General features: G+C 40.6%; 25 protein-coding genes. 9 read left to right on the top strand and 16 right to left on the bottom strand.

The annotated features are described in order from the left end of the window. Positions 1–43: 43 nt before the first annotated feature. Positions 44–817, top strand: a complete 774-nt coding sequence (locus IGI42_RS16715) for a DeoR/GlpR family DNA-binding transcription regulator (protein ID WP_438717107.1) — start codon at positions 44–46, stop codon at positions 815–817. Between the two features lie 94 nt (positions 818–911). Here the strand turns inward: IGI42_RS16715 and IGI42_RS16710 are convergent, their stop codons facing one another. Next, complete coding sequence (locus IGI42_RS16710; RefSeq protein ID WP_438717106.1) at positions 912–1,622, bottom strand: DUF5131 family protein; 711 nt, start codon at positions 1,620–1,622, stop codon at positions 912–914. A 4-nt stretch (positions 1,623–1,626) separates the two neighbouring features. Further along, the gene (locus IGI42_RS16705; RefSeq protein ID WP_438717105.1) at positions 1,627–2,208 is read right to left on the bottom strand and encodes a DUF6434 domain-containing protein; all 582 of its coding nucleotides are present in this window, start codon (positions 2,206–2,208) and stop codon (positions 1,627–1,629) included. Positions 2,209–2,506: 298 nt separating this feature from the next. On the opposite strand from IGI42_RS16705, the gene IGI42_RS16700 reads away from it, so the two are divergent. The 7 genes from IGI42_RS16700 (at position 2,507) to IGI42_RS16670 (ending at position 7,969) form a co-directional block, all read left to right on the top strand. Then, positions 2,507–3,016, top strand: coding sequence for a cell division protein (locus tag IGI42_RS16700; protein ID WP_438717104.1), 510 nt, complete (start codon positions 2,507–2,509; stop codon positions 3,014–3,016). Then, the gene (locus IGI42_RS16695) at positions 3,013–4,332 is read left to right on the top strand and encodes a glycosyltransferase family 2 protein (RefSeq protein WP_438717103.1); all 1,320 of its coding nucleotides are present in this window, start codon (positions 3,013–3,015) and stop codon (positions 4,330–4,332) included. Before IGI42_RS16700 ends, IGI42_RS16695 begins: the two co-directional genes overlap by 4 nt. 288 nt (positions 4,333–4,620) lie before the next feature. Continuing rightward, positions 4,621–5,109, top strand: a complete 489-nt coding sequence (locus IGI42_RS16690; protein ID WP_438717102.1) for a prolyl-tRNA synthetase associated domain-containing protein — start codon at positions 4,621–4,623, stop codon at positions 5,107–5,109. Between the two features lie 356 nt (positions 5,110–5,465). Further along, positions 5,466–5,789, top strand: coding sequence for a PadR family transcriptional regulator (locus tag IGI42_RS16685; protein WP_438717101.1), 324 nt, complete (start codon positions 5,466–5,468; stop codon positions 5,787–5,789). Beyond that, positions 5,776–6,360: a DUF1700 domain-containing protein gene (locus IGI42_RS16680; protein WP_438717100.1), complete on the top strand. Its 585-nt coding sequence runs from the start codon at positions 5,776–5,778 to the stop codon at positions 6,358–6,360. The genes IGI42_RS16685 and IGI42_RS16680 overlap by 14 nt, the downstream gene beginning before the upstream one ends. Then, on the top strand, positions 6,357–6,515 hold the full coding sequence (locus tag IGI42_RS16675; RefSeq protein WP_438717099.1) for a hypothetical protein: 159 nt from the start codon (positions 6,357–6,359) through the stop codon (positions 6,513–6,515). The genes IGI42_RS16680 and IGI42_RS16675 overlap by 4 nt, the downstream gene beginning before the upstream one ends. 155 nt (positions 6,516–6,670) lie before the next feature. Then, the gene (locus tag IGI42_RS16670; protein WP_438717098.1) at positions 6,671–7,969 is read left to right on the top strand and encodes a hypothetical protein; all 1,299 of its coding nucleotides are present in this window, start codon (positions 6,671–6,673) and stop codon (positions 7,967–7,969) included. A 160-nt stretch (positions 7,970–8,129) separates the two neighbouring features. On the opposite strand, the gene IGI42_RS16665 is transcribed toward IGI42_RS16670, so the two are convergent. Then, complete coding sequence (locus tag IGI42_RS16665; RefSeq protein WP_438717097.1) at positions 8,130–9,086, bottom strand: Gfo/Idh/MocA family protein; 957 nt, start codon at positions 9,084–9,086, stop codon at positions 8,130–8,132. 11 nt (positions 9,087–9,097) lie between these two features. Beyond that, entirely contained in the window at positions 9,098–10,123 is a 1,026-nt protein-coding gene (locus tag IGI42_RS16660) for a Gfo/Idh/MocA family oxidoreductase (protein ID WP_438717096.1), read from the bottom strand. 165 nt (positions 10,124–10,288) lie between these two features. On the opposite strand from IGI42_RS16660, the gene IGI42_RS16655 reads away from it, so the two are divergent. Beyond that, positions 10,289–11,155, top strand: coding sequence for a MurR/RpiR family transcriptional regulator (locus IGI42_RS16655; protein WP_438717095.1), 867 nt, complete (start codon positions 10,289–10,291; stop codon positions 11,153–11,155). A gap of 76 nt (positions 11,156–11,231) precedes the next feature. On the opposite strand, the gene IGI42_RS16650 is transcribed toward IGI42_RS16655, so the two are convergent. The 12 genes from IGI42_RS16650 to abc-f form a co-directional block, all read right to left on the bottom strand. Further along, positions 11,232–12,164, bottom strand: a complete 933-nt coding sequence (locus tag IGI42_RS16650; RefSeq protein WP_438717094.1) for an ABC transporter substrate-binding protein — start codon at positions 12,162–12,164, stop codon at positions 11,232–11,234. 16 nt (positions 12,165–12,180) lie between these two features. Further along, on the bottom strand, positions 12,181–12,969 hold the full coding sequence (locus IGI42_RS16645; RefSeq protein ID WP_438717093.1) for an ABC transporter ATP-binding protein: 789 nt from the start codon (positions 12,967–12,969) through the stop codon (positions 12,181–12,183). Between the two features lie 10 nt (positions 12,970–12,979). After that, positions 12,980–14,062 (bottom strand): FecCD family ABC transporter permease, encoded by a 1,083-nt coding sequence (locus IGI42_RS16640; protein WP_438717092.1) that lies wholly within the window; start codon positions 14,060–14,062, stop codon positions 12,980–12,982. A 6-nt stretch (positions 14,063–14,068) separates the two neighbouring features. Further along, positions 14,069–14,983, bottom strand: coding sequence for an urea transporter (locus IGI42_RS16635; protein ID WP_438717091.1), 915 nt, complete (start codon positions 14,981–14,983; stop codon positions 14,069–14,071). A 13-nt stretch (positions 14,984–14,996) separates the two neighbouring features. Beyond that, positions 14,997–15,821 (bottom strand): urease accessory protein UreD, encoded by an 825-nt coding sequence (locus tag IGI42_RS16630; RefSeq protein WP_438717090.1) that lies wholly within the window; start codon positions 15,819–15,821, stop codon positions 14,997–14,999. A 2-nt stretch (positions 15,822–15,823) separates the two neighbouring features. Continuing rightward, the gene (gene ureG / locus IGI42_RS16625; protein ID WP_438717089.1) at positions 15,824–16,429 is read right to left on the bottom strand and encodes an urease accessory protein UreG; all 606 of its coding nucleotides are present in this window, start codon (positions 16,427–16,429) and stop codon (positions 15,824–15,826) included. 20 nt (positions 16,430–16,449) lie between these two features. Further along, the gene (locus IGI42_RS16620; protein WP_438717088.1) at positions 16,450–17,133 is read right to left on the bottom strand and encodes an urease accessory protein UreF; all 684 of its coding nucleotides are present in this window, start codon (positions 17,131–17,133) and stop codon (positions 16,450–16,452) included. Further along, a complete protein-coding gene (locus tag IGI42_RS16615) occupies positions 17,123–17,572 on the bottom strand; it encodes an urease accessory protein UreE (RefSeq protein WP_438717087.1) in 450 nt (149 codons plus the stop codon). Before IGI42_RS16615 ends, IGI42_RS16620 begins: the two co-directional genes overlap by 11 nt. Positions 17,573–17,601: 29 nt before the next feature. Beyond that, positions 17,602–19,311, bottom strand: a complete 1,710-nt coding sequence (gene ureC, locus IGI42_RS16610; protein ID WP_438717086.1) for an urease subunit alpha — start codon at positions 19,309–19,311, stop codon at positions 17,602–17,604. Next, positions 19,312–19,632 carry an urease subunit beta gene (locus IGI42_RS16605; protein WP_438717085.1) on the bottom strand — a complete coding sequence of 107 codons (321 nt, stop codon included), beginning with the start codon at positions 19,630–19,632 and terminating at the stop codon, positions 19,312–19,314. It lies immediately after the preceding gene. A 54-nt stretch (positions 19,633–19,686) separates the two neighbouring features. Then, positions 19,687–19,989 (bottom strand): urease subunit gamma, encoded by a 303-nt coding sequence (locus IGI42_RS16600; protein ID WP_438717084.1) that lies wholly within the window; start codon positions 19,987–19,989, stop codon positions 19,687–19,689. Between the two features lie 318 nt (positions 19,990–20,307). Next, complete coding sequence (gene abc-f / locus IGI42_RS16595; protein WP_438717083.1) at positions 20,308–21,804, bottom strand: ribosomal protection-like ABC-F family protein; 1,497 nt, start codon at positions 21,802–21,804, stop codon at positions 20,308–20,310. Positions 21,805–22,054 lie beyond the last annotated feature (250 nt).

The raw sequence follows: 22,054 nt of genomic DNA, 5'->3' as shown, positions 1-22,054 counted from the left end.
CAATAGAAGTGAAGAGAAAAAGTGCTAAAGTGAGGTTAAAATCGTGCTTACGGAAGAAAGAAGAACGAAAATACTTAATAAAATAGAAGAAAGTCAGTTTATTTCTGTTAATGAACTAGCAAAAACTTTTACAGTACACGAGACGACAATTCGACGAGATTTAGACGATTTAGAGGAGCAAGGGCTAGTTTCTCGTATTCACGGCGGCGTTGTTCCAGTCAGTATTAAAAGAGATGAACCAGATTTTGAAGATCGTGAGACAGAATGCCTAAATGAGAAGATTCGAATTGGTGCTTTCGCTGCCACATTAGTAAAAGATGGCGAATGTATTATTCTTGATTCGGGAACTACTACACTTCAGATCGCCAAAGCATTGAACGAGAGCAATTATTACCAAGCATTAACTGTTGTGACCAACGATGTGAATATTGCTTCTGTACTTCGGCAAAATCGGCAGATTACAACGATCGTAACAGGCGGTACGCTTTTCCACGACAGCTTTATGCTAAATGGACAGATTACCAATGAGACTTTGGAAAAACTAGATGTTGATAAAGTATTCGTAGCGACACCAGCTCTAAATATTGAAAAAGGCTTAACTCACTTCAATGAATTATTAGTTCCGGCCAAAGTAAATATGATTAAAGCAGCAAAAACTCGGATTGTTGTCACTGATCATACTAAGATTGGTCATCGTGCTCTTTACACCTTTTTACCTATCAAGAACATGGATATTTTAGTTACTGACCAAGGACTGGAACCGGCAATCGAAGAGCAATTACGAGCGAATGGTTTAAGAGAAATTGTAAAAGTATAAAAAACTAGAATTCGCTATGGAATGTTCCTATTTGCGAGTTCTAGTTTTTATTTATTTTGTTTGCGATATTTATAATTCAATAGTTTTTCAGTAGCTACGGATACCAATTAATACCTGCTTTTTTCGCTTGACTAAATAATTGTTGATAGGTTAATTGATACTCTTTTCCCTCTTTGATAAAATGAGTGCCACACTGACGAAATTCAAACGCAACTTGATGACTCATACATTCCTTGCGCAACGACAAAATCCAATCATAATTTAACAATCGTGCATTTTTATGATATTCTCCGCCAGCTACTACTAGCTGAATATCCGTTAAATAATCGCTTAAGCTAATTGGTCCTAATAAAGGTTGACAGGCAATCGTCTTGTGCTTGATGGGCAAGGTTTGAAAATAAGTAAGTCGTTCATCTGCCATTTGTTGGTTCTCAACTGAAACACCAATACTGACATTATTATAGCCATCTCCCCAGTCTGGTGGTATTACCTTTTCAAACCGCTGAATTCGTTTAGTCAAGAAGAAAAAATTCAGATCTGAACGTTCCTTAATCATCTTCCAACAGTCTTGGCGCCATACATCTGCCTCTTCTATCAAAAAATCACTGGAGAAACAAACGAATACCTGCTGATTGGACTTCATCTTATACCCTTGCTTAGTTTGTTGGATAGGCGCACCAAATTGCAAGGTTTTCTCAATGATTCGAGTGTCTTGTTTACGCTTTTTGTCCCCTTCGTGAATAAAGCAATAACGGCAGCCATCACTGATCCGGTGACAGCCTCGCCAAGGATTCCAAATTGCCACATTGTTACTCCCCTTCCCTGCTCAAAATCATCAAATCCGCATGTTCATAAGCATTCGGTCCAGCTTGTGCCTTCTTGTATTTCCAGCAGGCAATGGCCTCTGACAGCCTGCACCCCTGATTGTCAGCAAAAAAATCCCGAATATACGTATTGTACTCAAACTGCTGACCAATCGTTTTGGGTTGTTTCTGTTTTTCTTCCAAAATTGATTGATAGGCTAAGAGTGCCTCTTGATACATTTTGCCGGTATTTTCCTTTAGCCAGTTTTGAAAAGCCACATTGAAAGAAAATCTCTGACCTAAATGTTCTTTGAAAAAAGCTCGGTGAACCTCTGAACAGATAATTCCAGCTTCAATCGGGGTGTCTGGTGTAATGATCGTTTTGTTGCTATTCTTTTTCCTAATTTTTTGAGTGGTCAACTTTTCACCTGTCTGTAAATAATGAGCGATTCGCTGACTCAGTTCCTGCTTGCTCCCAGTAGCTTGCAACTGTTCTTGTCTACAAAAAGCCACCAGCTCTTCTTTTAGATAGTAAAATTTTCTGAAGACATCTTCACTTAAATGCCTAGTTAACTCTGGTCGTTTCATCGTACGCCTCCTCTTTTTTTCAATTATACCACAAAGAGAACGCCTGTTCGTCTCTTATTCAATCATTTTACTTGAGCGAATTTCTCGTTTTTTATTCATTTTCTAAAAGTACAGCTCCCCCTAATAAAAGGTTTCCAATCGCTATTAATTTAATAGCTTTTTAAATTCAAAGTTGACGAGATTGACTAACCTAATCTTTTTTTGTTATTTTGACAATTCCTGAGCTCTTTTACGAGCTATAAAATTGGTCTTGCCGTATACTAATCCTACTTTAGCTTTAAGAAAGAAGATTTGTATGATGAAAAAGACTATTGGTCGAGACGAGGTTACCAAAATATTAGTATCCGATCGTTATTATGAGAAGGGAAACCTTCTGTTGAAACTTGTTCAAACAGTTGTAGGGATCATCGGCTGGTTATTAGTGATTCTGCCTTTTGTTTGGGTACTCGCTCCCTTTGATTTTAAAGAAATTGCATTTAAGCATCATTTATTTCCTTATGCTGAGGAGGTTCAAACCTTGATATTCTTGGTTATTTTCCTTGCAATTTCCTTTGTGGCGATCCTGATTTTGTATATCCTGTTAACCATGCGGAATAATTACCGCTTTGGTGATTTGCTGCAAAATCAAGAGATGCACAATGTCGAACGTCTGGAAAAACGCAAAAAACTATTGGAAACGGATTTCGCTCAACGATTCGGTAAGCAGGAAGAACGGGAACTTATTTGTTATTATGTCGTGAAAGAAGAACAAAATCTCGCTACTCACTATGCTCGGGATTTATACAAGGAAGGCGGCGTGGATCTATGATTCATTTAGTGCACACTGGACATCCAGTAATTGATATTCTACTTACACTACTTTTTCTGATTTTGATTACCTATCCGATTTTGGGTGGCTTCTCATGGTTTATCGGGGTCATTTGTTACACTTTTCTCTTCAAGTTTCGGCAAAAAAAGTGGACTGACGTTTCCGCTGAATCTGAGCCAATGATTACTATCATGGTCCCAGCCCACAATGAAGAAATCGTGATTGAACAAACGATTGATTACCTAATGAATCAAATCAACTACGAAAATTATGAAGTCCTTGTCACAGATGATGGCTCAACCGACCGGACGCCGGAAATTTTAGCTGAATTACAGGAACATTACCCCAAGCTGAGGATATTACGGATAGAAAAAAATAAAGGGAAGGCCCACGCTTTCAATATCGGCTTAGGCTTTGCTAAAGGTCAACTGATTTTAAGCAATGATGCCGACACCGTACCTGAACCAGAAGCTTTAAATCGTTATGTTAATTATTTTAATCGACCTGATGCCACTAACATTGCAGCAGTAACCGCCAATATGGATGTGCAAAATCGCAGTCGGTTAATCGCCAAATCCCAGACGGTGGAATTCTCCAGTATTGTGGGTATTATTAAGCGCACACAAATCGGGGTACTGGGAGGTATTTATGCCTATAGCGGGGCTAATACCATGTATCGCAAGGATGCCTTAATTGATGTAGGGCTGTTTCGGCAGGATCGAGCCACTGAGGATATCAGCGTGGCTTGGGATCATCAAATGGATGGCTGGCTGTCACTGTTTGGTGCACAAATTATGTTCTTTATGCAAGTTCCGGAAAATTTACGGATGCTGTATCGACAACGGCAACGTTGGGCTAAGGGAGGCACTGAAGTATGGCTTACCAACCTCAAGAAAGTGTTGCGACATCCTTTTGACAACATCGGTCGAACCATCATGTTTATTGATCAATCCTTAAGCATCATTTGGTCCTTCTTTTTCTGGATTTCTTCAGCCCTTTTCCTGTTGTTGCTAGTCCACTTTCTGGAAACTGGCAATTACGAACGGATTTATCACATGTTTACGATGGCTTTTATCTTTGTCATTTTTGAAATGATTGCTGGCGTCTTCCAGCTAGGTGCCTCCTTGATTGCGGACGACCGAGGACGAAAATTGAAGTATCTCTTTTTTGCCCCCCTTTATATGCTTTTCTTTTGGATGATGAATGCTCTAACCATTATTACTACCTTCATTCCAGCAGTGAAATCCATTTTAGGCTTTGGTACTGGCACTTGGAAAAGTCCAGAACGTCAGAAAAAACCTGTGAAAGAATCCTGACCTACTAACTAGAGGTTATAAATGAGGTGTTCAGCTCTGATAAATAAGCCAGATAATCCGAAAATAGCTACTTATATTTTTGCGATTATCCGGCTTATGTCCGAAAGAGTTACTTCAGTTACTCCGATTATGCAGTTTTCAGTGGCTGTGACGTTTGATGTCATAGCCACTTTGCGATTTTTGAAGCTTAACTATCTATATATAAATTATTTTTCCAATATTATTTTGTCTATCATCATCGCTATGATATAATTTAGCAAAATATGAAGGTTGCGAGGGGGAATTTTTATGAATAAGGATGAGATTTTCAATTTTTTAACTGAAGGAAATTTTTGGCACGAGATTACCGAGCATGAGGCAGTTTATAACATGGAAGAACTGGATGCGGTGGATCTTCCATATCCGGAAGCCGATGCCAAAAATCTTTTTGTCCGGGATGACAAAAAACGCAATTTTTATCTAATTAGTGTCAAAGGTGACAAACGCGTGGATCTAAAAGAGTTTCGGACAAAGCATGAAACGCGTCGCTTATCATTTGCTTCAGCAGATGACTTAATGAATGTCATGGGATTAATCCCGGGGGCTGTATCGCCTTTTGGTATGTTAAATGATACTGACTGCATTGTTCAGTTTTATATTGATGAGGAATTTCTGACAGATCCTGGTCTGATTGGCGTCCACCCAAATGATAATACAGCAACCGTCTGGGTAAAAACTGAGGATTTGATTGGGATTATTAAGGAACACGGAAATCAGGTTCATGTTACCTCATTTTAATATTTAAGAAGTTATAACAGAAGTGTTTAGCTCCGAGAATACGCCGAAAATAGCTGCTCATATTTTTTGTGATTATGAAGTGAGCCCCCAAAGTTAGATTTTTGGTCTAACTTTGGGGGCTCACTTCAATTATTCGGCTTATTTTCAAATGAACTGCTTTTGTTACACCGATTATGCGGTTTTCAGTGGCTGTGACGTTTGATGTCATAGCCATTTTTATATACTCAACTCCTGCAGCGAGGCCTGCCTTTTTTACATAAATTGCTATTTTCAGGATATTCTAATAATCGGACTTAAGTCCTATAGCCGCTCTATACTATGTCATGTATAGTATAAGGTGTAGAAGGGTGATGCGTATGAATAGCCAATTAAAAAAAGGGCTGATTGAGTATTGCGTCCTAGCCGCACTGTCCCATCAAGACTCCTACGGCTATGAAATTGTTAAACAAATCAGCCATCAAATTGACATTACCGAATCCACGCTTTATCCAATCTTAAAGCGCTTGGAAACCAGCCAACGAGTGACTACCTACTCGAAAATTCACAATGGCCGGTTACGAAAGTACTACCATCTTACCGATGTCGGATTCGAAAGTATCCAACAATTCTTAGAGGATTGGGCCCAGGTAGAAGCCATCCAACAATACATTAAAGGAAGTGTCGAAAATGCAGCGAGTTGAGTTTATTAAGGAATTAAGCAATTATTTAGCCTATGAAGTACGACCTAGTGAAGTACAACGCTTGATTGAGTATTACGATGAAATGATTATGGATTTGATGGAGGATGGTTACTCCGAAGAAGAAGCAGTAGCTAAAATGGGCGATCCGCAAGCGTTAGCTTATGAAGCAGCGGGTATTCCACAAGAAATTAAAGTTCCTAGACGCTTTAGTCCCCTCATTTTATTGTTGCTGATTTTAGGGTTTCCACTTTGGGGCAGTCTAGCTCTTACGGCCATTCTATTAATACTTAGTTTTTATATCGTCGTTTGGTGTATCCCATTTTCCTTTGGCTGTTTAGGCGGCGGGCTTTTACTTGGAGGTATCATAGCGACTTTGACTAGTCCATTAGCTATATTGGATTCCTTCTTTATAGGTGTCACTCAATTAGGTGTTGGGATGTTATTATTCGGCATTGGGATGCTCATTTTGTGGGGAACTTACCGTTGCAGCGCACTATTCATTAATTGCCACCGTTGGATGACTCGTAAAGTTCGTCAATCCGTATTTCAGCGAAAGGTGGTCAAAGTATGAGATCAAAATACGTAATCCCCAAACTTGGCAGCTGGTTAGTTCTTTTTGGAATCATTTTCTCGTTGATCGGCTTTGCTCTTTCTGGTTTTTCGCTGGAAAACTACGATCAGCACGAGCGCCACTGGTTTAATGTTGTGACTATTTATAGCGAATAGCCTTAAAAGCTAGAATCAGCAAACTGGTTCTAGTTTTTTATATTCATTTTATTAATTTTAAAATCATTTTTCGGGTTATTTGTTTCGTTTTTTTGTTAGAGATTGTATTTTTTTTAGGTATAATGAGTTCAATAACAATCAAACGAGGAGAAATAATGGATTTTAATGAATATATCGATAAAAAATATAAATCTACTGGCGTTGCAGCACCTAGAAAATCACAAGTTGAACTACATATTCAGCGTATCCCCGCCTACTTTCGTAAGGCGTTATTTATCTCGAATGAACCTACATTATGGAACAAAGAATGCTATGAAGACTATGGTATCTCCTTGTCCCAGACTTGCAAGAGTTCCTTTGACCCATCAGAAATTATAACGTCACTACCCATCGGAAAAGGACAGGAGAAGGCCCCAGAGAAGCTCACTTCTTATTCCGATATGTCAAAAAATCAACGACGATCGTATCTAACTTTTTTAAGTGATATTAAAAATGGAGATACCAGCTATTTTTCTTATCTTTTTTTCAGCTTGGAAAGAAATATTTTTCTAAACAGAAATATCAGTCAAACGGTCAGAGTATTGGCAAAGGTTCACCGTTCGTACAAAAAAACACTCATTAGCAAAAAAAGTAATGAGCTGATGGCTGTTGTCGCCTTAAAAACCAAAGATCCAGAAATTTTTAGCGTGCTATCTTTGTATCAGATTCACCCAGAACTTTTGTTTCTGATAATGGTAGCTTTTGAACATGAATTTACGGCTATTGACTTAATGTTTTTAGCAAAATCTGTGGGTTTTACTGATACAGAATTTATGTATTCCTATCCTGATCGTTTTGAACGGAATCTTACAAAGATTTTATTGAACCATCCACCTTTAAACTTCTCATTGAATTATTCAGTGAAAACAGATGAATGGATCACGATCTCCTTGCAAAATCCTTCCCTGCCGATCAAAGAATATCGCTTTCAAAATTTAATTTCTGATCCTAAAATTCGTTCCACTATTTATTCTCTATTAGAACAAGCAAATACATCCTCATTTTTTGCTGACGAAGCATACGAGGATGAACAGCGCCGGAAAAAGCTAAAAAAAATATTGAAAACCATTCCAGAGAATATTTATATCCCAACGGATGGGTTAACTTTGCATCAGCGATTGGATAAAATGGAGGATTTTGCAGTAATCAATGTCGAACTTGAAGAATCTAAAGGAATTGATCTTTACATAAGAGAACGCTTTGAGCAAGCTGAAAATCGCCTACTTCCACTAGTAAAGAACAAAAAGGCTTCTATTAAGCTGTATCTATGTTTGTCAAGAATGTATCAAAAGCAAGCTCGTTATCTGGATGCAATCGAATTTTTGACTTTAGGGTTAGAACTATTACCGAAACATCCCGCCTTGACTCATCAATTATCAACCATAAAAAAAGCACACCGAATGACTAAAAAATAATTTGGTCCTAAGTTTCTGAAAGGACTGGCAAACTCCTTTTGCTTTTTTTAAATCTAGAGATCGTGGACCTTGCAGTAATAGTAGCGATAATTTATGTAATTTCCCATCTAAAAAGCGCGACGAAGCCGCAGTGGACATACCACGAACTTCGTCACGCTCTTTATCCTCTAGCTTTTTCTAATACCCTCATTACTTCTAAGCTATGGTGCATTTTTTCATTGGCAAACGCAGTATCATGCTCGGTAATTGCTTTAGAAATCCGCTGGAATTCTTCATACATTCGATGTGAATGGCAATTGTGATTCAGCTCATATTGTTCGCCGCTTCTCATAGAAACTATCCCTGAAACCAAAGAATTAGTCGGTCCATTTACTAGAATTTCTCCTAGCTCACCTTGAATACGGACATAACTTTCGGCCCCAGTATCCTTAGAACCAATACAGATTGCTTTTGCTTGACCATAATCCATTACAACTACTCCAGATGTGTCTATTTCTCGCTGATAGTTTGCATGGTAATTGACCTTTTGAGGCGCACCGAACAGCCCAACCACCACGTGTAGATTGTAAATGTTAATATCCATCAATGCTCCCCCACCGGCATTTGGATCAAAAGCTGGGGGAGTCTCGCCTTTTTTAAAGGCATCGTAACGAGAGGAATACTGAGAATAGTTACAAGAAATCATATGAACAGGTCCGATAATTGCCAAGTATTCTTTCATCTTTTGGTAATTTCCTAAATATTGGTTAGTAATAGCTTCAAACAGCAGTAAATCCTTTTTCTGTGCTAGTGCCTGTAGCTCATAGGCTTCCTGAAGTTCTAAGGTGAACGGTTTCTCACAAATCACGTGCTTACCTGCCAATAATGCTTCTTTGGCGTAGTGAAAATGCAAGTGATTCGGCAAGGCGATGTACACTGTGTCTATTTCGGCAGCTTGAAGCAGCTCATTATAGTCAGTAAAGACAGCACCAATATGATGAACAGCTTGCAACTCAGTTGTTTTTGCCAAGCTGCGTTTGGAGGATAAAATAGCTGCTAGTTCAATTTGTGGCAGTTCGGAAGCCAAATTCATAAACTCTTTGGCAATCATGCCCGCACCAATAATTCCTAATTTCACGAAACTTCCTCCTATTGATTAGCTTCCATTGCTTCAATTCCGGCTTCTAGAATTTCCATTTGCAGAATCGTCTCTTCATCTTTAACGATCTTTTCTTTGTCATTGATGATGGCCTGATAAACACCTTCGTAGATCCGACTATAATCCCCTACTTCAGAAACAACCTTTTCTTCGTGATAAACATTGGCTTCATCTAAGTAAGTCAACACCCCGTAATGCTCCGGCAGATCAATTCCGAAATCGGGATTTTCTGGCATGTATAATAATTTCAAATGTTCCTCTTGGCGATCTTTAGTCTGCTTAACGAAAGAACCCTTCTTACCATAAACGACAAAGCTTGGTCGTTCCTTCAGACGGAAGTAGCTGGATTTTACAGAGACTTTCAGCTTGCCATAATAAAAGTCCAGATCAAAGTAATCGTTCATGCGGTCTTGTCCTAACAATTGACGAACATCGTAATGGATAGTATCAGGTTCACCAAAATAACTTAAAACCTGATCAATCGTATGACAGCCATGACCGTATAGATAGCTATCATCACGGGAAAAGTGATCAGTACTTTCAGGAACTTCTGGTCGAAAATAATCATAATGCATTTCTACTTCCAACAAGTCTCCTAACTTACCACTTTCAATTACTTTTTGGACCGTTAAGAAATCTGAATCAAACCGGCGATTTTGATAACATTGCAAAAAGAGATTTTTTTCTTTTGCTAAAGCAAACAATTCTTTGGCTTCATCAGAAGTTTCAGTGAACGGCTTTTCTAACAACACATTTTTACCAGCTTTTAGAGCTTTCTTGGCATATTCATAATGAAATTTAACTGGTGTGGTGATTACCACTAGTTGAATTTCTGTGTCTGTCAAAATATCATTTAAATCAGTGGTATAATAAGTCCCATCAAGAGGCGTCCAAGTTTGACGACCCGAGGGTGAATAGATGGTTTTTACGTTAATCTTATCTCCTAATTTGGTAGAAAATGGCAGGTGATAACGATTGGTACTTTTTCCGTTGCCTAAATATGCGATGGTTAACATGAACAATCAGCTCGCTTTCTTATTGATATCTTGAGTATAGCCGATTTTATTCCCTAGTACATAAAAAACGATTGTTTCGCAACTCATGTCCAACTTTGTTCAACCAGTTACCTTATTTGTGAACATCATGTTTAGTTAAAACACACTAAGAAAGGAAATGATTCTATGTTAGTTATCGAACGCTTAAAACAGCAAGCGAAATTTAGTATGGCAGAAACGCGAATTGCCGATTACATCTTAAATCATTTAGCAGAAATTCCGACTATTTTTATCCAAGAGCTTGCGGAAAAGACTTTTTCCTCTCATTCTACGATCGTCCGCCTGTGTCAAAAACTAGGCTATTCTGGCTTCCGTGATTTTAAGGATGCGATCGCTGAGATAGTTTATGCCCAACTGCATTCTGCCGAGGAAGTAAATGCGAATTTCCCTTTTCATCCCTTGAATACTCCGTCAGAGATTGCAAAAAAAATGGGGGACTTAACTATCAGTACCATTCAGCGGTCACTTATTCAGCTAGACGATGACCAACTGACAGCTACAGTGAATACCTTGATGGATGCTGAGCGAATTTTTCTTTTTGCTCGCGGGGATACACAGCTGCGAGCTCGTAGTTTTCAAAACAAGTTGATTAAAATTAATAAGTTTGCTATTCAAGCCGAAGAATACGTGGACACTGAGTGGAACGCTGTTGCCATCACTGAAAAGGACTGCGCCTTTTTTATGTCTTACAGCGGTATTTTACATCCGTACACCAAAATTATGCACTATTTGAACGAAAAAGGGGTACCGATTATTTTTTTGACTGGCAATCCTGATTCAGATATGGTACCTTTTGCTACCCATTTATTGTTAACGGTACAAGAAGAATACGACTTTGCTAAGATAGCCACCTTTTCATCGCAAACAGCCTTTGAATACATTTTAAATACTATTTACTCAGTTATGTATACGAAAAATTATGAAACCAATTTGCGAAATCTGAAAGAAAACCAAGAATTGATGAAAGCCGGTCTCTTAGCTGATATGGAGTAAGCGAAAGTGGCTGCGACATAAAACGTCACAGCCACTGAAAACTAAATTATCAGTGTAACTAAAGCACCTCTTTAGTCTATTTAGATTGAAATCCTTCTGCTAATAACTCCACTGTTTCAGCTAAACGTGGTCCAGGTAAAGCATTCTCTAAACTCATTGCAACAATTCGATCATTTTTTACAGCCTCTAATTGCGATAAGGCAGGATCTGCTTTAATTGCAGCAATTTTTTCTTCTAGAGCTGGCTGGTCATAATCATGTACTAAGATGACCTCGGGTTGTCGCTCTAAAACTTCTTCACTACTAACGGTAATCCAATCCTTATCCCTTTGGTCATCAAAAAGATTTACTCCACCAGCTGCTTCAATTAGTCGCGATTCGAAGTTGCTCCCGCTTGCAGTAAAGATACCGCTATCGCCACTGTCATAAACTAACACCTTGATTGGATCCAATGACGCTGAATCTGCCACCTCCTGCAATCGATTTTCTTGTTCTTGGATAAAGTCAGCTGCTTGCTTTTCTACTTCAAAGATAGTTCCAATATCGCTGATTTCTTGATAGACCTCATCAATTGTTTTGGCACTGTTTTGATAAACAGTGATACCATTTTCTTCAAGCTCAGCTAAATCAAGGCCTTCTGAGCCGAACTCCCAGTCAATGCCGTAAATAAAATCAGCGCCACTAGACAAAACAGCTTCGCGAGTCGCCGAACCATGATTTAGTTCTGGGATTTTCTCATATTCATCCTTATATTCTGGTAATGGACCACGACTATGGTTGTTTAAGGTATTACCAACAATTTTGTCAGCTAAGCCTAGTTCACAAAAAAGCTCCGTGGTGTTTGGGCCCATCGTGACTACTTTCTCAGGTACACCAGACAACGAAATGGTACGGTCGTAATTACTGATTGTTTGTTGATTTTCCTCGCTGGTACTAGTTTGATTCGCATTGGAATCACTACAGCCGCCTAGTGCCAGCAAAATTAATGAAGCTAAAACGATTTTTTTCACGTATACACTCCTCAATTTATTTTGATCCTTTTACAAAATAGTTTTTAGGTAAGTAAGTAATTGCGGGCCGTTTCAACACTGGATGAATCCGAATCTCAGCAGTCACTTGGAAAACCCGTTGCAGATTTTCTGGTGTTAATACTTCTACTGGATTTCCACTGGTTAAGATCTCTCCTTCTTCCATCACATACAAATAATCGCAATACATGGCTGCAATGTTCAAGTCGTGAATTGCTGAAACTACTGTTAAAGGGAGACGATGTAACAGTTCGAAAATTTCTAGTTGGTAATGAATATCTAAGTGGTTCGTTGGCTCGTCTAAGATCAACAAATCGGTATTTTGTGCTAAAGCACGAGCAATTAACACTCGTTGTTTTTCACCGCCAGATAAATGCTGGAAATTTCGCTGAGCTAAATGAGCAACTCCCAAATGCTCTAACGCTTTGGCAACCAGTTGACTATCTTCAACTGTATCATTGTCAAAAAAACGCTTAGTTGGATAGCGCCCCATCTGTACAATTTCTTCTACTCGAAAATCAAAAGGCAGATCATTTTCTTGGCCCACTGCTGCCATTTTTTGAGCACTTTCTTTATAGGACATAATCTTCAGTGGCGTATCATCGATTCGGATTTCACCACTTTTAGGTTTTAAGGCACGATAAATTGCCTTCAATAACGTGGATTTCCCACTGCCATTTGGCCCAATAATACCAACAAATTGCTGGTCTTGAGCAAGTAGTGACAAATCAGTTATAACGGATTGATTTTCATAGCTGCAGCAAAGATCTTTAACACGTAATTTCATGGATATCCTCCTAATGTTTGCGATTTTTCTTTAGAAGCAGAATGAAAAAGGGCCCGCCCAAAATAGAAGTCAAAATTCCAAGAGGCAGCTCTTCTGGTGCCAATACCGTACGAGCAACCACATCGGTCCAAACCACCAGAATCCCTCCAATTAAACTTGCTATTGGCAATACTTTCCGGTGATCGCCTCCTACTAATAAGCGAGCAAAATGAGGACAAATCAAGCCAATAAAGCCGATTGTTCCGCTGACTGCAATCGTGGTTCCAGCAAGTAGTGACGTAACGATTAATAGGATCTTTTGAAATGTACGGACGGAAATTCCTAAGGTTGCGGCGGTTTCCTCCCCCATCACTAAAAGGTTTAGTTTACGATAATTTACACTTAGAAAAACCCCGCAAATGAGCATCATGATCGTCGGCAAACCTAAAAAGTTCCACTTCGTATTTGCCAGACTGCCAGACATCCAAAATTCAGCATTATGTAGACCTAAAGCATTTGGGGCACTTAAAACGATCACCCGCGTAATTCCTTGAAAGATCATGGCTACTACCACACCAGAAAGCAGCAGTTGTGTCACCACGATTTTATTGTGAACACGACTGAGCATGTATACCAACAGTAAAGAAAAAGTCGCACCTAAAAATGCTGATAATGATAATGAATAGGTGCCCAAAAAACCGAAGACTCCAAACAACATACCAAATGTACCAAACATCTCAGCACCTGAAGATACACCCAACAAAAAGGGGTCGGCTAACTGGTTACGTACTAGTGCCTGCATCGCTACGCCAGCAATTGCTAAAGAAGCCCCCACTACAAATCCTAACAACACTCGAGGCAATCGCAAATTCCAGACAATATTCTGCTGGAGCAAAGTACCGCTTGTGGGATAAAATCCTTGTGTGATCCGATTCAGCACTACGTCAAGAGTGATATTAGCAGGTACATTGACCGCCCCTAGTCCAGTTGCAAACACCAGAGAGAAAGTCGCAACTAAACTTAATATCAATAGTAACGATTTTAAGTTTGGTCGGCGACGAACTCCGGCTTTGAACCAAGCAACCGAACGAGGAATATCAAATCGATGAAGCATTTATCATCACGTCCTCACCAATAGCTTTTCTAAATAAAGCGTAAACCAAGTTGCTATTACGAAGGAGAATGTCAGTACGGGCAAACCAGCAATCCCTAATATCGTCGGTAAAGCAAAATCTAAGCATAGGGTCAATGCACCACCTATCCCCAACAGCAGTCCTGTCGATTGAGGCGTTTTTTTGGTTAAAAATAAGTCCAAGGCTAACAAAGTTAAAATACAATTGTAAGTGTACAAACCAAGTGACAAAGTGTCCAAATTCCCTCCTAATAAGAAAGCACCTATTAGACTGAAGGCAATCGCTCCAATCGTTAAGCAGCCCCACCGTATGCTAGCGACAAATATTGCTGCTAAGATTAGCAAAGAACTGATTGTATTATCCAACAGAAATATTTCTCCCACACCCTTAATCAGCACATCTGGGAAAAGCAAAGTACCTTCATCTACTACGGCTTGCGGTAATTGAGCGAGACGACTAGTAGCAATCCACCGACTACTAAAACTAAGAAGCAGAAAGAACCAAGTCGTTAGGATAAAAGGAAAAGTTAAGCCGGGCAGTCCTTGTTGGCTAAACAAATGATTGATGACTAAATTAGCTAAAACACAAATCCCACTACCAACTAATGCAATCGGCCATGCAGCTATACCTTCTACAAATGTGCCGGCCGCAATCCCTACCAAAACAGGACTGAATCCCATTAATCCCCCTTCAATTTGAGCAGTTTCCACCTGTAATAGGTGAGCGAGAAAGTTCGCTGCAAGGCAGCTGCTCAAAGCCAGCGCTGCAATTTGTAAATCCGCCACTACTAGGGCCAGAAAAATCAAGGCACCACTAATGGGATGCTCAATCAGCACAACTTGAGAAAAACTGGGAAGGATCCCCTTGAGCCATGTACTTTTCGTTTCTTTCGTCATTTCCATTTTCTGATCCCTCCTAATATTTTCGTGTATGCAGCAGCCGTTCTTGGTAAAAAGCTTGGTTGTAATGCTGGTAGCATTGCTGGATGACTTGTTCCAACGCTTGGGTGTTATCCCCTAAAGCCCGCAGACTGTAGCCATTAATCGGCAGCATCGATAACCCGAACCGTAAGTCCGGAAATTTTTCCTGCAATATATGATGTAGTTCGACAACGTATTCTTGATCAATTTCCGGATGAACCACTAGTAAAGAGGCCACCTTTTTAAAAGCTTCCAGCATGCCAATCCCAGAAAGATCTTGGCTAGCCGGCTGCAACAGCACCCGATCCATTACCGCCAACCGTTGATCCACAAAAAGCTTCGTCAGCAAGTTCACTTCTCGATACGTAAAGCCTCGCTCTGACGAATCCCAGCCAGGAGTCACAATTTCTGAAGAGAAATAACGAGCATCTTCAGCTAAATAGACCCATTGTTCCTGACAATAAATGCTGTTTTCGTAAGGAATAATTGGATCAGGCAGATTGATGCACTCCCCTTGGCTGCCAACGGTTATCCGGTTGATCTGCCGAACATAATCCTTAGGTGTCTGATAAATTTTCGTCGCTGATTGAGTAGTCAAATACAGACTGGCTTCCGGGGCAACCTCCACCGTCAGTGCGTAGCGGTCTCCATCTAAATAACCGCCGCCAGGATTTAAAATGAAGTAGGTCACCTGGCCGCTGTCGTCTAAGTACTGCGGGCGCATCACTTTCAATGCCCCTTGATAAAAAATATGTCCTGGTACCGTGCGGTTTTTCCGCTGTTTGACGGATAATTCCAGTGTTCCTGTCATCATCTCCATAGCTATACCCCAATGAAGGCGTGCTTTTTGATCCAAGCGACTACTTCATCCAAGCCGGTACCATCTTGCAAATTGGTAAAGACTGTTGGTTTTTCTAAGCGGTATTGCTTGGCGTCACTAGCCATAATACTCAAGTCGGCATGAACAAAAGGGGCTAAATCGATTTTGTTAATCACAAACAAATCTGATTTGATCATCCCTTGACCGCCTTTGCGAGGAATTTTTTCCCCTTGCGCCACGTCAATGATATAAATTGAGAGATCCACCAATTCCGGACTGAAGGTTGCGGCTAAATTATCTCCGCCGCTTTCTACGAAAATTACTTCCAAGTCTGGAAATTTTTCCTCCAACTCTTCAATCGCTGCAGTGTTCATGGAAGTGTCCTCGCGGATGGCCGTATGGGGACAGCCCCCGGTTTCCACGCCAATGATGCGCTCCGGATCAAGAATCCCGGTATTAATCAGGTATTTCGCATCTTCTTTAGTATAGATATCGTTGGTTACAACGGCGATCTCCACCTCGTCTTGAATCTGACGCACGATTTGTTCGATAAGAAAGGTTTTCCCAGCACCAACTGGGCCACCTACTCCGATTTTGATTGTATCCATTATGCTCCTCCTAAAGTTGTCTAAGACATAAAATTGCGGGCAAACAGAAATTCATGCTGCATCTGGGCAATTTCGATTCCCGGAGCCGTTGCGCCAAAGTGATCAATGGGCAGCTGACAAACTTTTTCTGTCATTTCGGGAATTTGCTGGGACAAGGCATAAATGATTTTTTGCCCTGCTACTTGCCCGATCGGCACACCCCGCACCGCATTTTGCACCATTGCAATGGTAGTGTTTAATAAATACACGGATAAGGTTTCTTCTAATTCCGCTTTTGAACAATAAGCCAGCAAACCAAAAACAATGGCCGGATGAGGCGCTAACTGCTGCTCCTTTAATTGCGCCTGGTAATTTAACAATAACGGATGATCTAGCAGACTTTTGCCAATATTCAAAAATTGCTGCCCCATCTTTTGGTTTGCCTGGCGTATTTCGCTAGGCAAGAGCAAGGCATTCAATTCAGCATTGACTTCCAAAACATCTGCTAAGCTTTCCCGCTCAAGTGCTTCAAAGACTCGACAAATCGCCATCGCATCTGTTGTCAAAACCTGGTTATTGAGAAATTGCAGCAGCCATTCTTCAAAGGCATCAGCAGTTTGAATCCGCTGCTGATGCAAATAGGTTTCAAAGCCGTAGGAATGACTGAAGGACCCAATCGGGAAATTGGAATCGTTTATTTGAAATAAAAACAGGTTAGTGGTCATGGCTATGCCCTATATGACGAAATGGATGGAGCATTTTGATCTGTTGCCGTTCAAAGGCGATTCCCTTGTCTCCCAGCAACTTTTCGATTAAATAATCGAATTGCACCACCATGGTGTCGTCAATAAATTGCGCCGGCAGATGACGATTCCCCAGTTCATGAGCGATTACCCCCATTTGATTGATGGAATCTGGCGAAATCACCAATACATCTTCTGGTAAAACATCCACTACCACTAGCGAATCTTCAGTTTCTGCCAAAATATCTCCTACATGCAAGTGTTTGCCGGGAGCTAAGCGGACGCTGACCTCGCCGCCAGACGTGTTCAAGTGATGAACACGCTTGGCTAAGGCTTCGTTTTCCAAGGCTATCCAATCTTTAGTTTTACTTTCGGCAGCTGGATAGCTGTTAATGTTGCCGATAATTTCTTTTACGATCATGGAAATCTCTCCTATTTTTTATAATTGAGCTAGAATAAAAAGTATTTTTGGGCCATTGGCAGAACTTCTGCTGCTTCACTAGTAACTATTTCACCATCCACTTTAACTTCATAGGTTTGCGGATCAACAGTGATTTCTGGTGTCGCATCATTGAACTTCATGTCTTTTTTGGTCAACTTGCGCACTCCCTTAACTGGCAGCGTTTCTTTTTTTAGCTGGTATTTTGCTTTAACATTGTTGTTTTGAGCTGCCTGAGAAACAAAGGTAAATGAGCTTTTTTCTAAAGCTGTCCCGATGCTGCCAAACATTTCCCGATAAAAGACTGGTTGCGGTGTTGGGATGGAGGCATTAGGATCTCCCATTTGAGCAATCGCAATCATGCCGTTTTTAATGATTTTAGTAGGTTTTACGCCGAAAAAGGCTGGATCCCACATGACTAAATCGGCAATTTTCCCAACTTCCACTGAACCAACATAGTCCGCAATCCCGTGGGTAATCGCCGGATTGATGGTGTATTTTGCGATATAGCGTTTCACTCGGAAATTGTCGTTGTTCTCGTCTTCTGCCAACGGTCCCCGTTGTTTCTTCATTTTGTCGGCCGTTTGCCAAGTACGGGTTACCACTTCACCTACTCGACCCATCGCTTGAGAATCCGAGCTCATCATACTGAAAATCCCCATATCATGGAGCACGTCTTCGGCGGCTATGGTTTCTTTCCGAATCCGAGAATCAGCGAAGGCTAAATCTTCTGGAATATCCGGATTTAGGTGGTGACAGACCATTAACATATCCAAATGTTCGTCCACCGTGTTAACGGTATATGGCATCGTCGGATTGGTAGAAGAAGGCAATACATTCGGTTGTCCGGCAATTTTGATAATATCTGGTGCGTGTCCGCCGCCTGCCCCTTCGGTATGGTAAGTATGAATAACCCGATCACCAAAGGCTTCAATTGTCCGTTCCACAAAGCCGGTCTCATTCAAGGTATCGGTATGGATCGCTACTTGGACATCGTATTTGTCTGCAACTTCTAAGGAATGCTGAATCGCTGAAAAAGTGGTACCCCAATCTTCGTGGATTTTCAGACCAATTGCTCCTGCTTCGATTTGTTCAGCCAAGGGTGCTTCAATCGCCGATTGCCCTTTTCCTAGGAAACCTAAGTTGACTGGCAAACCATCCGCTGCCTGCAGCATCCGCTCTAAATTCCAAGCACCAGGAGTGACTGTCGTAGCATTGGTTCCTTCAGCAGGTCCTGTTCCTCCGCCGATCATAGTAGTAATTCCGTTGTGCAAAGCCGAATCTACTTGCTGCGGGGAGATAAAGTGAATATGGGTATCAATTCCGCCAGCGGTAATAATTTTATTTTCTCCGGCAATGATTTCAGTCGCTGCACCAATTGGAACATCGATATTGTCCATAATTAATGGATTTCCAGCTTTGCCGATTGCCAAGATTTTGCCATCCTTAATGGCTATATCAGCCTTAATTACGCCGCTGTAATCGACAATCGTGGCATTGGTGATCACCAAATCTGGCGCTCCGCCATCGCGAGTTACTAGCGGGTCCATCCCCATGCCTTCACGGATAACTTTCCCGCCGCCGAAGACAACTTCATCGCCATAAGTAGTGTAGTCTTTTTCGATTTCCACGAATAATTCAGTATCAGCTAAACGAATTTTGTCGCCAACTGTTGGTCCGTATAGTTCTGCATATTGTTTGCGAGAGATTTCTAAGCTCATTTAGTTTGCCTCCTTGTCTAATGGGCCATTGGTTTTTTCGTTTAAGCCGTAGACTTCACGTTTCCCTGCCAAAGCGACCAGCTCCACCGTCTTTTCATCTTGAGGTTCAAAACGAACCGCAACTCCAGCTGGAATATTCAAACGAAAGCCATATGCTTCATCCCGATCAAAGCGCAACGCACTGTTTACTTCATAAAAATGATAATGGGAACCGATTTGTACCGGACGATCTCCTGTATTAGTCACAGTTACTTCCTTGGTTTCTCGACCAACATTGCATTGAATCGGCTCGATACCTACGATAATTTCTCCTGGTTTCATGAATTTCCTCCTAGTTCATCCTATTAGGGTGATTTTTAAACGACTAAAGATTCTTTAACGAATTGGATTATGAACGGTTACTAGCTTAGTGCCATCTGGGAAAGTGGCTTCCACCTGGATGTCGTGAATCATATCAGGAATTCCTTCCATCACATCGTCAACAGACAAGATTGTGGCACCATAAGACATTAATTCAGCGACACTTTTACCGTCACGGGCTCCTTCCATTACTTCATAGGTAATGAGCGCAACTGCTTCGGGATGATTCAGCTTCAATCCTCGGTCTTTTCTGCGCCGGGCAACATCAGCGGCGACGACGATCATCAATTTTTCCTGTTCACGTGCTACTAAATTCATCTGGTTCCTCCTTGGAAATCTTTTTTTGAAATATTCTGTAAATTTAGAATGAGTTTATCATTGAACTCTCATAAATTCTAGTATCCGCAGAGATGTAATGTTAGATTTCTTGACATCAGTTGCGATAATGGGATTTCTCCTCTAATACAACAAAAAATTACCTTCCACAAATTGTTAGAAAAACCCTTTTTCCGAACATTGCGAGTAACTTTTTATCACACAGAAGAGTTGGATTTGATAGTTAGACTGTCTAAAGAAACAAAAAAAGAAGCCAGCTCTAAACTGACTTCTTTTTTGCTATTTCTCATTAAAGGTAAATCACAGGGATAACTTCTTACTACCAATTTCTTTTACAAAATGTTGGTCATGTTCAATCACTAGCATGGTTGGGCAAACTTGCTGCACTAATCGAATGATTTGCTGCTGATTGAAAACGTCTAAATAATTCAAAGGTTCATCCCAAAAATATAAATTGGCTGGTTGTGATAGCGACTTTGCCAGCTCCACCTTTTTCCGCTGCCCCATACTCATGTTTTCAATCCGATTATTAAAGACGTTGCGCTCCATCCCTAATTTATGCAAATTACTGAGGAAAACTGGATAATTTAACCCTTCTTGTAAAGCAAACTCTTTTAGCATTCCTTGATTATCTTCATATCGTTGGCGTACACAACTTATTTTTAGTCCTTTAGGCAAAAAAATCGTACCGCTACTCTCACCTGTGAACGTTCCAAGTAAAGATTGAATTAAAGCACTTTTCCCACTGCCATTTTTCCCCGTAATGGTTAAGCACTCTCCCTTGTTCAATTCAAACGTCACGTCCTCAAAGAGTCGGCGCTCCCCATAAGATAAGCTCAAATTATCCACTTGGAGGACACGGCAATGGTGGCTTTGTTCCCAACACATAGTTAATCCGTCGATCGTTTCGACATTTTTCAACAATTGTTCCTTTTCACTAATTTGGCCTTCCACCCGCTGTAAAATAGCCTTTGAGCGTTTCATCATTCTCGCTGCGTCAGCACCAATTGCTCCAGGGCTGACTCGGCGATATTCTGTATCAATAAACCCCTTAGATTTATTTAGTTTGTCAGTTTCACGTGATGCTGACCATGCCGCCTTTTCACGAGCAGTCTTCTGCAGTCGCTGAATTTCCTTTTTTAACTTGATATTCTGAGCTTCCTCAAAGGCGTCCTGCCGTGCCTTCTGCTCTTCATAGGTAGAAAAGTTTCCTTGGTACAAAACCAGCTGACTTTTTTCAATCGCCAGAATATGATCCACAGTCGCATCTAGGAAGTCACGATCATGGCTAACTACCATATATCCTTTTTTCTTTTTCCGTAAATACTTAGCAACCTGTTGACGACCCAAAAGATCTAAGTGATTCGTTGGTTCATCTATTAGCGGAAAACGCCCCTCGTCAGTAAACAGACACGCCAATAACACCTTGGTTTGTTCTCCGCCAGAAAGAGTGTCGAAAGGGCGCCACAAAACTTCAGGATCACAGCTCATCAAATTCAATTCTCGCTCCAGCTGCCAAGCTTCTTGGTCGCCGTACTCCTGTATAGCATAATAGGTTAATTGTGTCGGATCACTGACTTCAAATGGAAAATAGACAAAATCCATCTCATGCTGAATGACTCCTTGAAAAGGCAATTGGTTTTGTAGCAGCTTTAATAATGTTGTCTTCCCTCGACCGTTGCGGCCGACTAGTCCTAGCTTCCACTGATCATCAATAATTAATTGAACATCCTCAAATAGATTTGTTCCTAACTGATCGTAGCCAAAAGATAGATGGTTAATCGAAATATTTGTCATAATGGATAACACCTCGCAGTGGCTCCTTCCCAGAAGCCGAAAAAAACCGTCAGTTATTTTCAACAACTGGCGGTTAGGCTGATCGATCCATCTATTAGTAAGAATTTCCCCACAATAAGAAAGGCTTCGCAAACTTGCTCAGCTTAGTGCCGACAAAGTTAGTTTGTGATGCCGGACACCGTTAACAATGTTGTTACAAGCATTTAAATTGCGAAAAACTTATACTTTCTTTAAGGTCAAAAAAATGATC

The organism is Enterococcus sp. AZ109 (assembly GCF_051714625.1).
In the GTDB taxonomy this organism is placed as follows: Bacteria; Bacillota; Bacilli; order Lactobacillales; family Enterococcaceae; genus Enterococcus_A.
Note: the sequence above shows the minus strand (reverse complement) of the source record. Positions and strands in the feature narration are given on the sequence as shown.

What these genes read in the sequence shown, in the direction of transcription:
- ureG (WP_438717089.1), bottom strand. Translation starts at nt 16,429, where the DNA reads ATGGATACAATCAAAATCGGAGTAGGTGGCCCAGTTGGTGCTGGGAAA.
- IGI42_RS16605 (WP_438717085.1), bottom strand. Translation starts at nt 19,632, where the DNA reads ATGAAACCAGGAGAAATTATCGTAGGTATCGAGCCGATTCAATGCAAT.
- ureC (WP_438717086.1), bottom strand. Translation starts at nt 19,311, where the DNA reads ATGAGCTTAGAAATCTCTCGCAAACAATATGCAGAACTATACGGACCA.
- IGI42_RS16690 (WP_438717102.1), top strand. Translation starts at nt 4,621, where the DNA reads ATGAATAAGGATGAGATTTTCAATTTTTTAACTGAAGGAAATTTTTGG.
- IGI42_RS16670 (WP_438717098.1), top strand. Translation starts at nt 6,671, where the DNA reads ATGGATTTTAATGAATATATCGATAAAAAATATAAATCTACTGGCGTT.
- IGI42_RS16615 (WP_438717087.1), bottom strand. Translation starts at nt 17,572, where the DNA reads ATGATCGTAAAAGAAATTATCGGCAACATTAACAGCTATCCAGCTGCC.
- IGI42_RS16620 (WP_438717088.1), bottom strand. Translation starts at nt 17,133, where the DNA reads ATGACCACTAACCTGTTTTTATTTCAAATAAACGATTCCAATTTCCCG.
- IGI42_RS16630 (WP_438717090.1), bottom strand. Translation starts at nt 15,821, where the DNA reads ATGGAGATGATGACAGGAACACTGGAATTATCCGTCAAACAGCGGAAA.
- IGI42_RS16700 (WP_438717104.1), top strand. Translation starts at nt 2,507, where the DNA reads ATGAAAAAGACTATTGGTCGAGACGAGGTTACCAAAATATTAGTATCC.
- IGI42_RS16680 (WP_438717100.1), top strand. Translation starts at nt 5,776, where the DNA reads ATGCAGCGAGTTGAGTTTATTAAGGAATTAAGCAATTATTTAGCCTAT.
- IGI42_RS16645 (WP_438717093.1), bottom strand. Translation starts at nt 12,969, where the DNA reads ATGAAATTACGTGTTAAAGATCTTTGCTGCAGCTATGAAAATCAATCC.
- IGI42_RS16655 (WP_438717095.1), top strand. Translation starts at nt 10,289, where the DNA reads ATGTTAGTTATCGAACGCTTAAAACAGCAAGCGAAATTTAGTATGGCA.
- IGI42_RS16660 (WP_438717096.1), bottom strand. Translation starts at nt 10,123, where the DNA reads ATGTTAACCATCGCATATTTAGGCAACGGAAAAAGTACCAATCGTTAT.
- abc-f (WP_438717083.1), bottom strand. Translation starts at nt 21,804, where the DNA reads ATGACAAATATTTCGATTAACCATCTATCTTTTGGCTACGATCAGTTA.
- IGI42_RS16635 (WP_438717091.1), bottom strand. Translation starts at nt 14,983, where the DNA reads ATGGAAATGACGAAAGAAACGAAAAGTACATGGCTCAAGGGGATCCTT.
- IGI42_RS16685 (WP_438717101.1), top strand. Translation starts at nt 5,466, where the DNA reads ATGAATAGCCAATTAAAAAAAGGGCTGATTGAGTATTGCGTCCTAGCC.
- IGI42_RS16640 (WP_438717092.1), bottom strand. Translation starts at nt 14,062, where the DNA reads ATGCTTCATCGATTTGATATTCCTCGTTCGGTTGCTTGGTTCAAAGCC.
- IGI42_RS16695 (WP_438717103.1), top strand. Translation starts at nt 3,013, where the DNA reads ATGATTCATTTAGTGCACACTGGACATCCAGTAATTGATATTCTACTT.
- IGI42_RS16600 (WP_438717084.1), bottom strand. Translation starts at nt 19,989, where the DNA reads ATGAATTTAGTAGCACGTGAACAGGAAAAATTGATGATCGTCGTCGCC.
- IGI42_RS16675 (WP_438717099.1), top strand. Translation starts at nt 6,357, where the DNA reads ATGAGATCAAAATACGTAATCCCCAAACTTGGCAGCTGGTTAGTTCTT.
- IGI42_RS16705 (WP_438717105.1), bottom strand. Translation starts at nt 2,208, where the DNA reads ATGAAACGACCAGAGTTAACTAGGCATTTAAGTGAAGATGTCTTCAGA.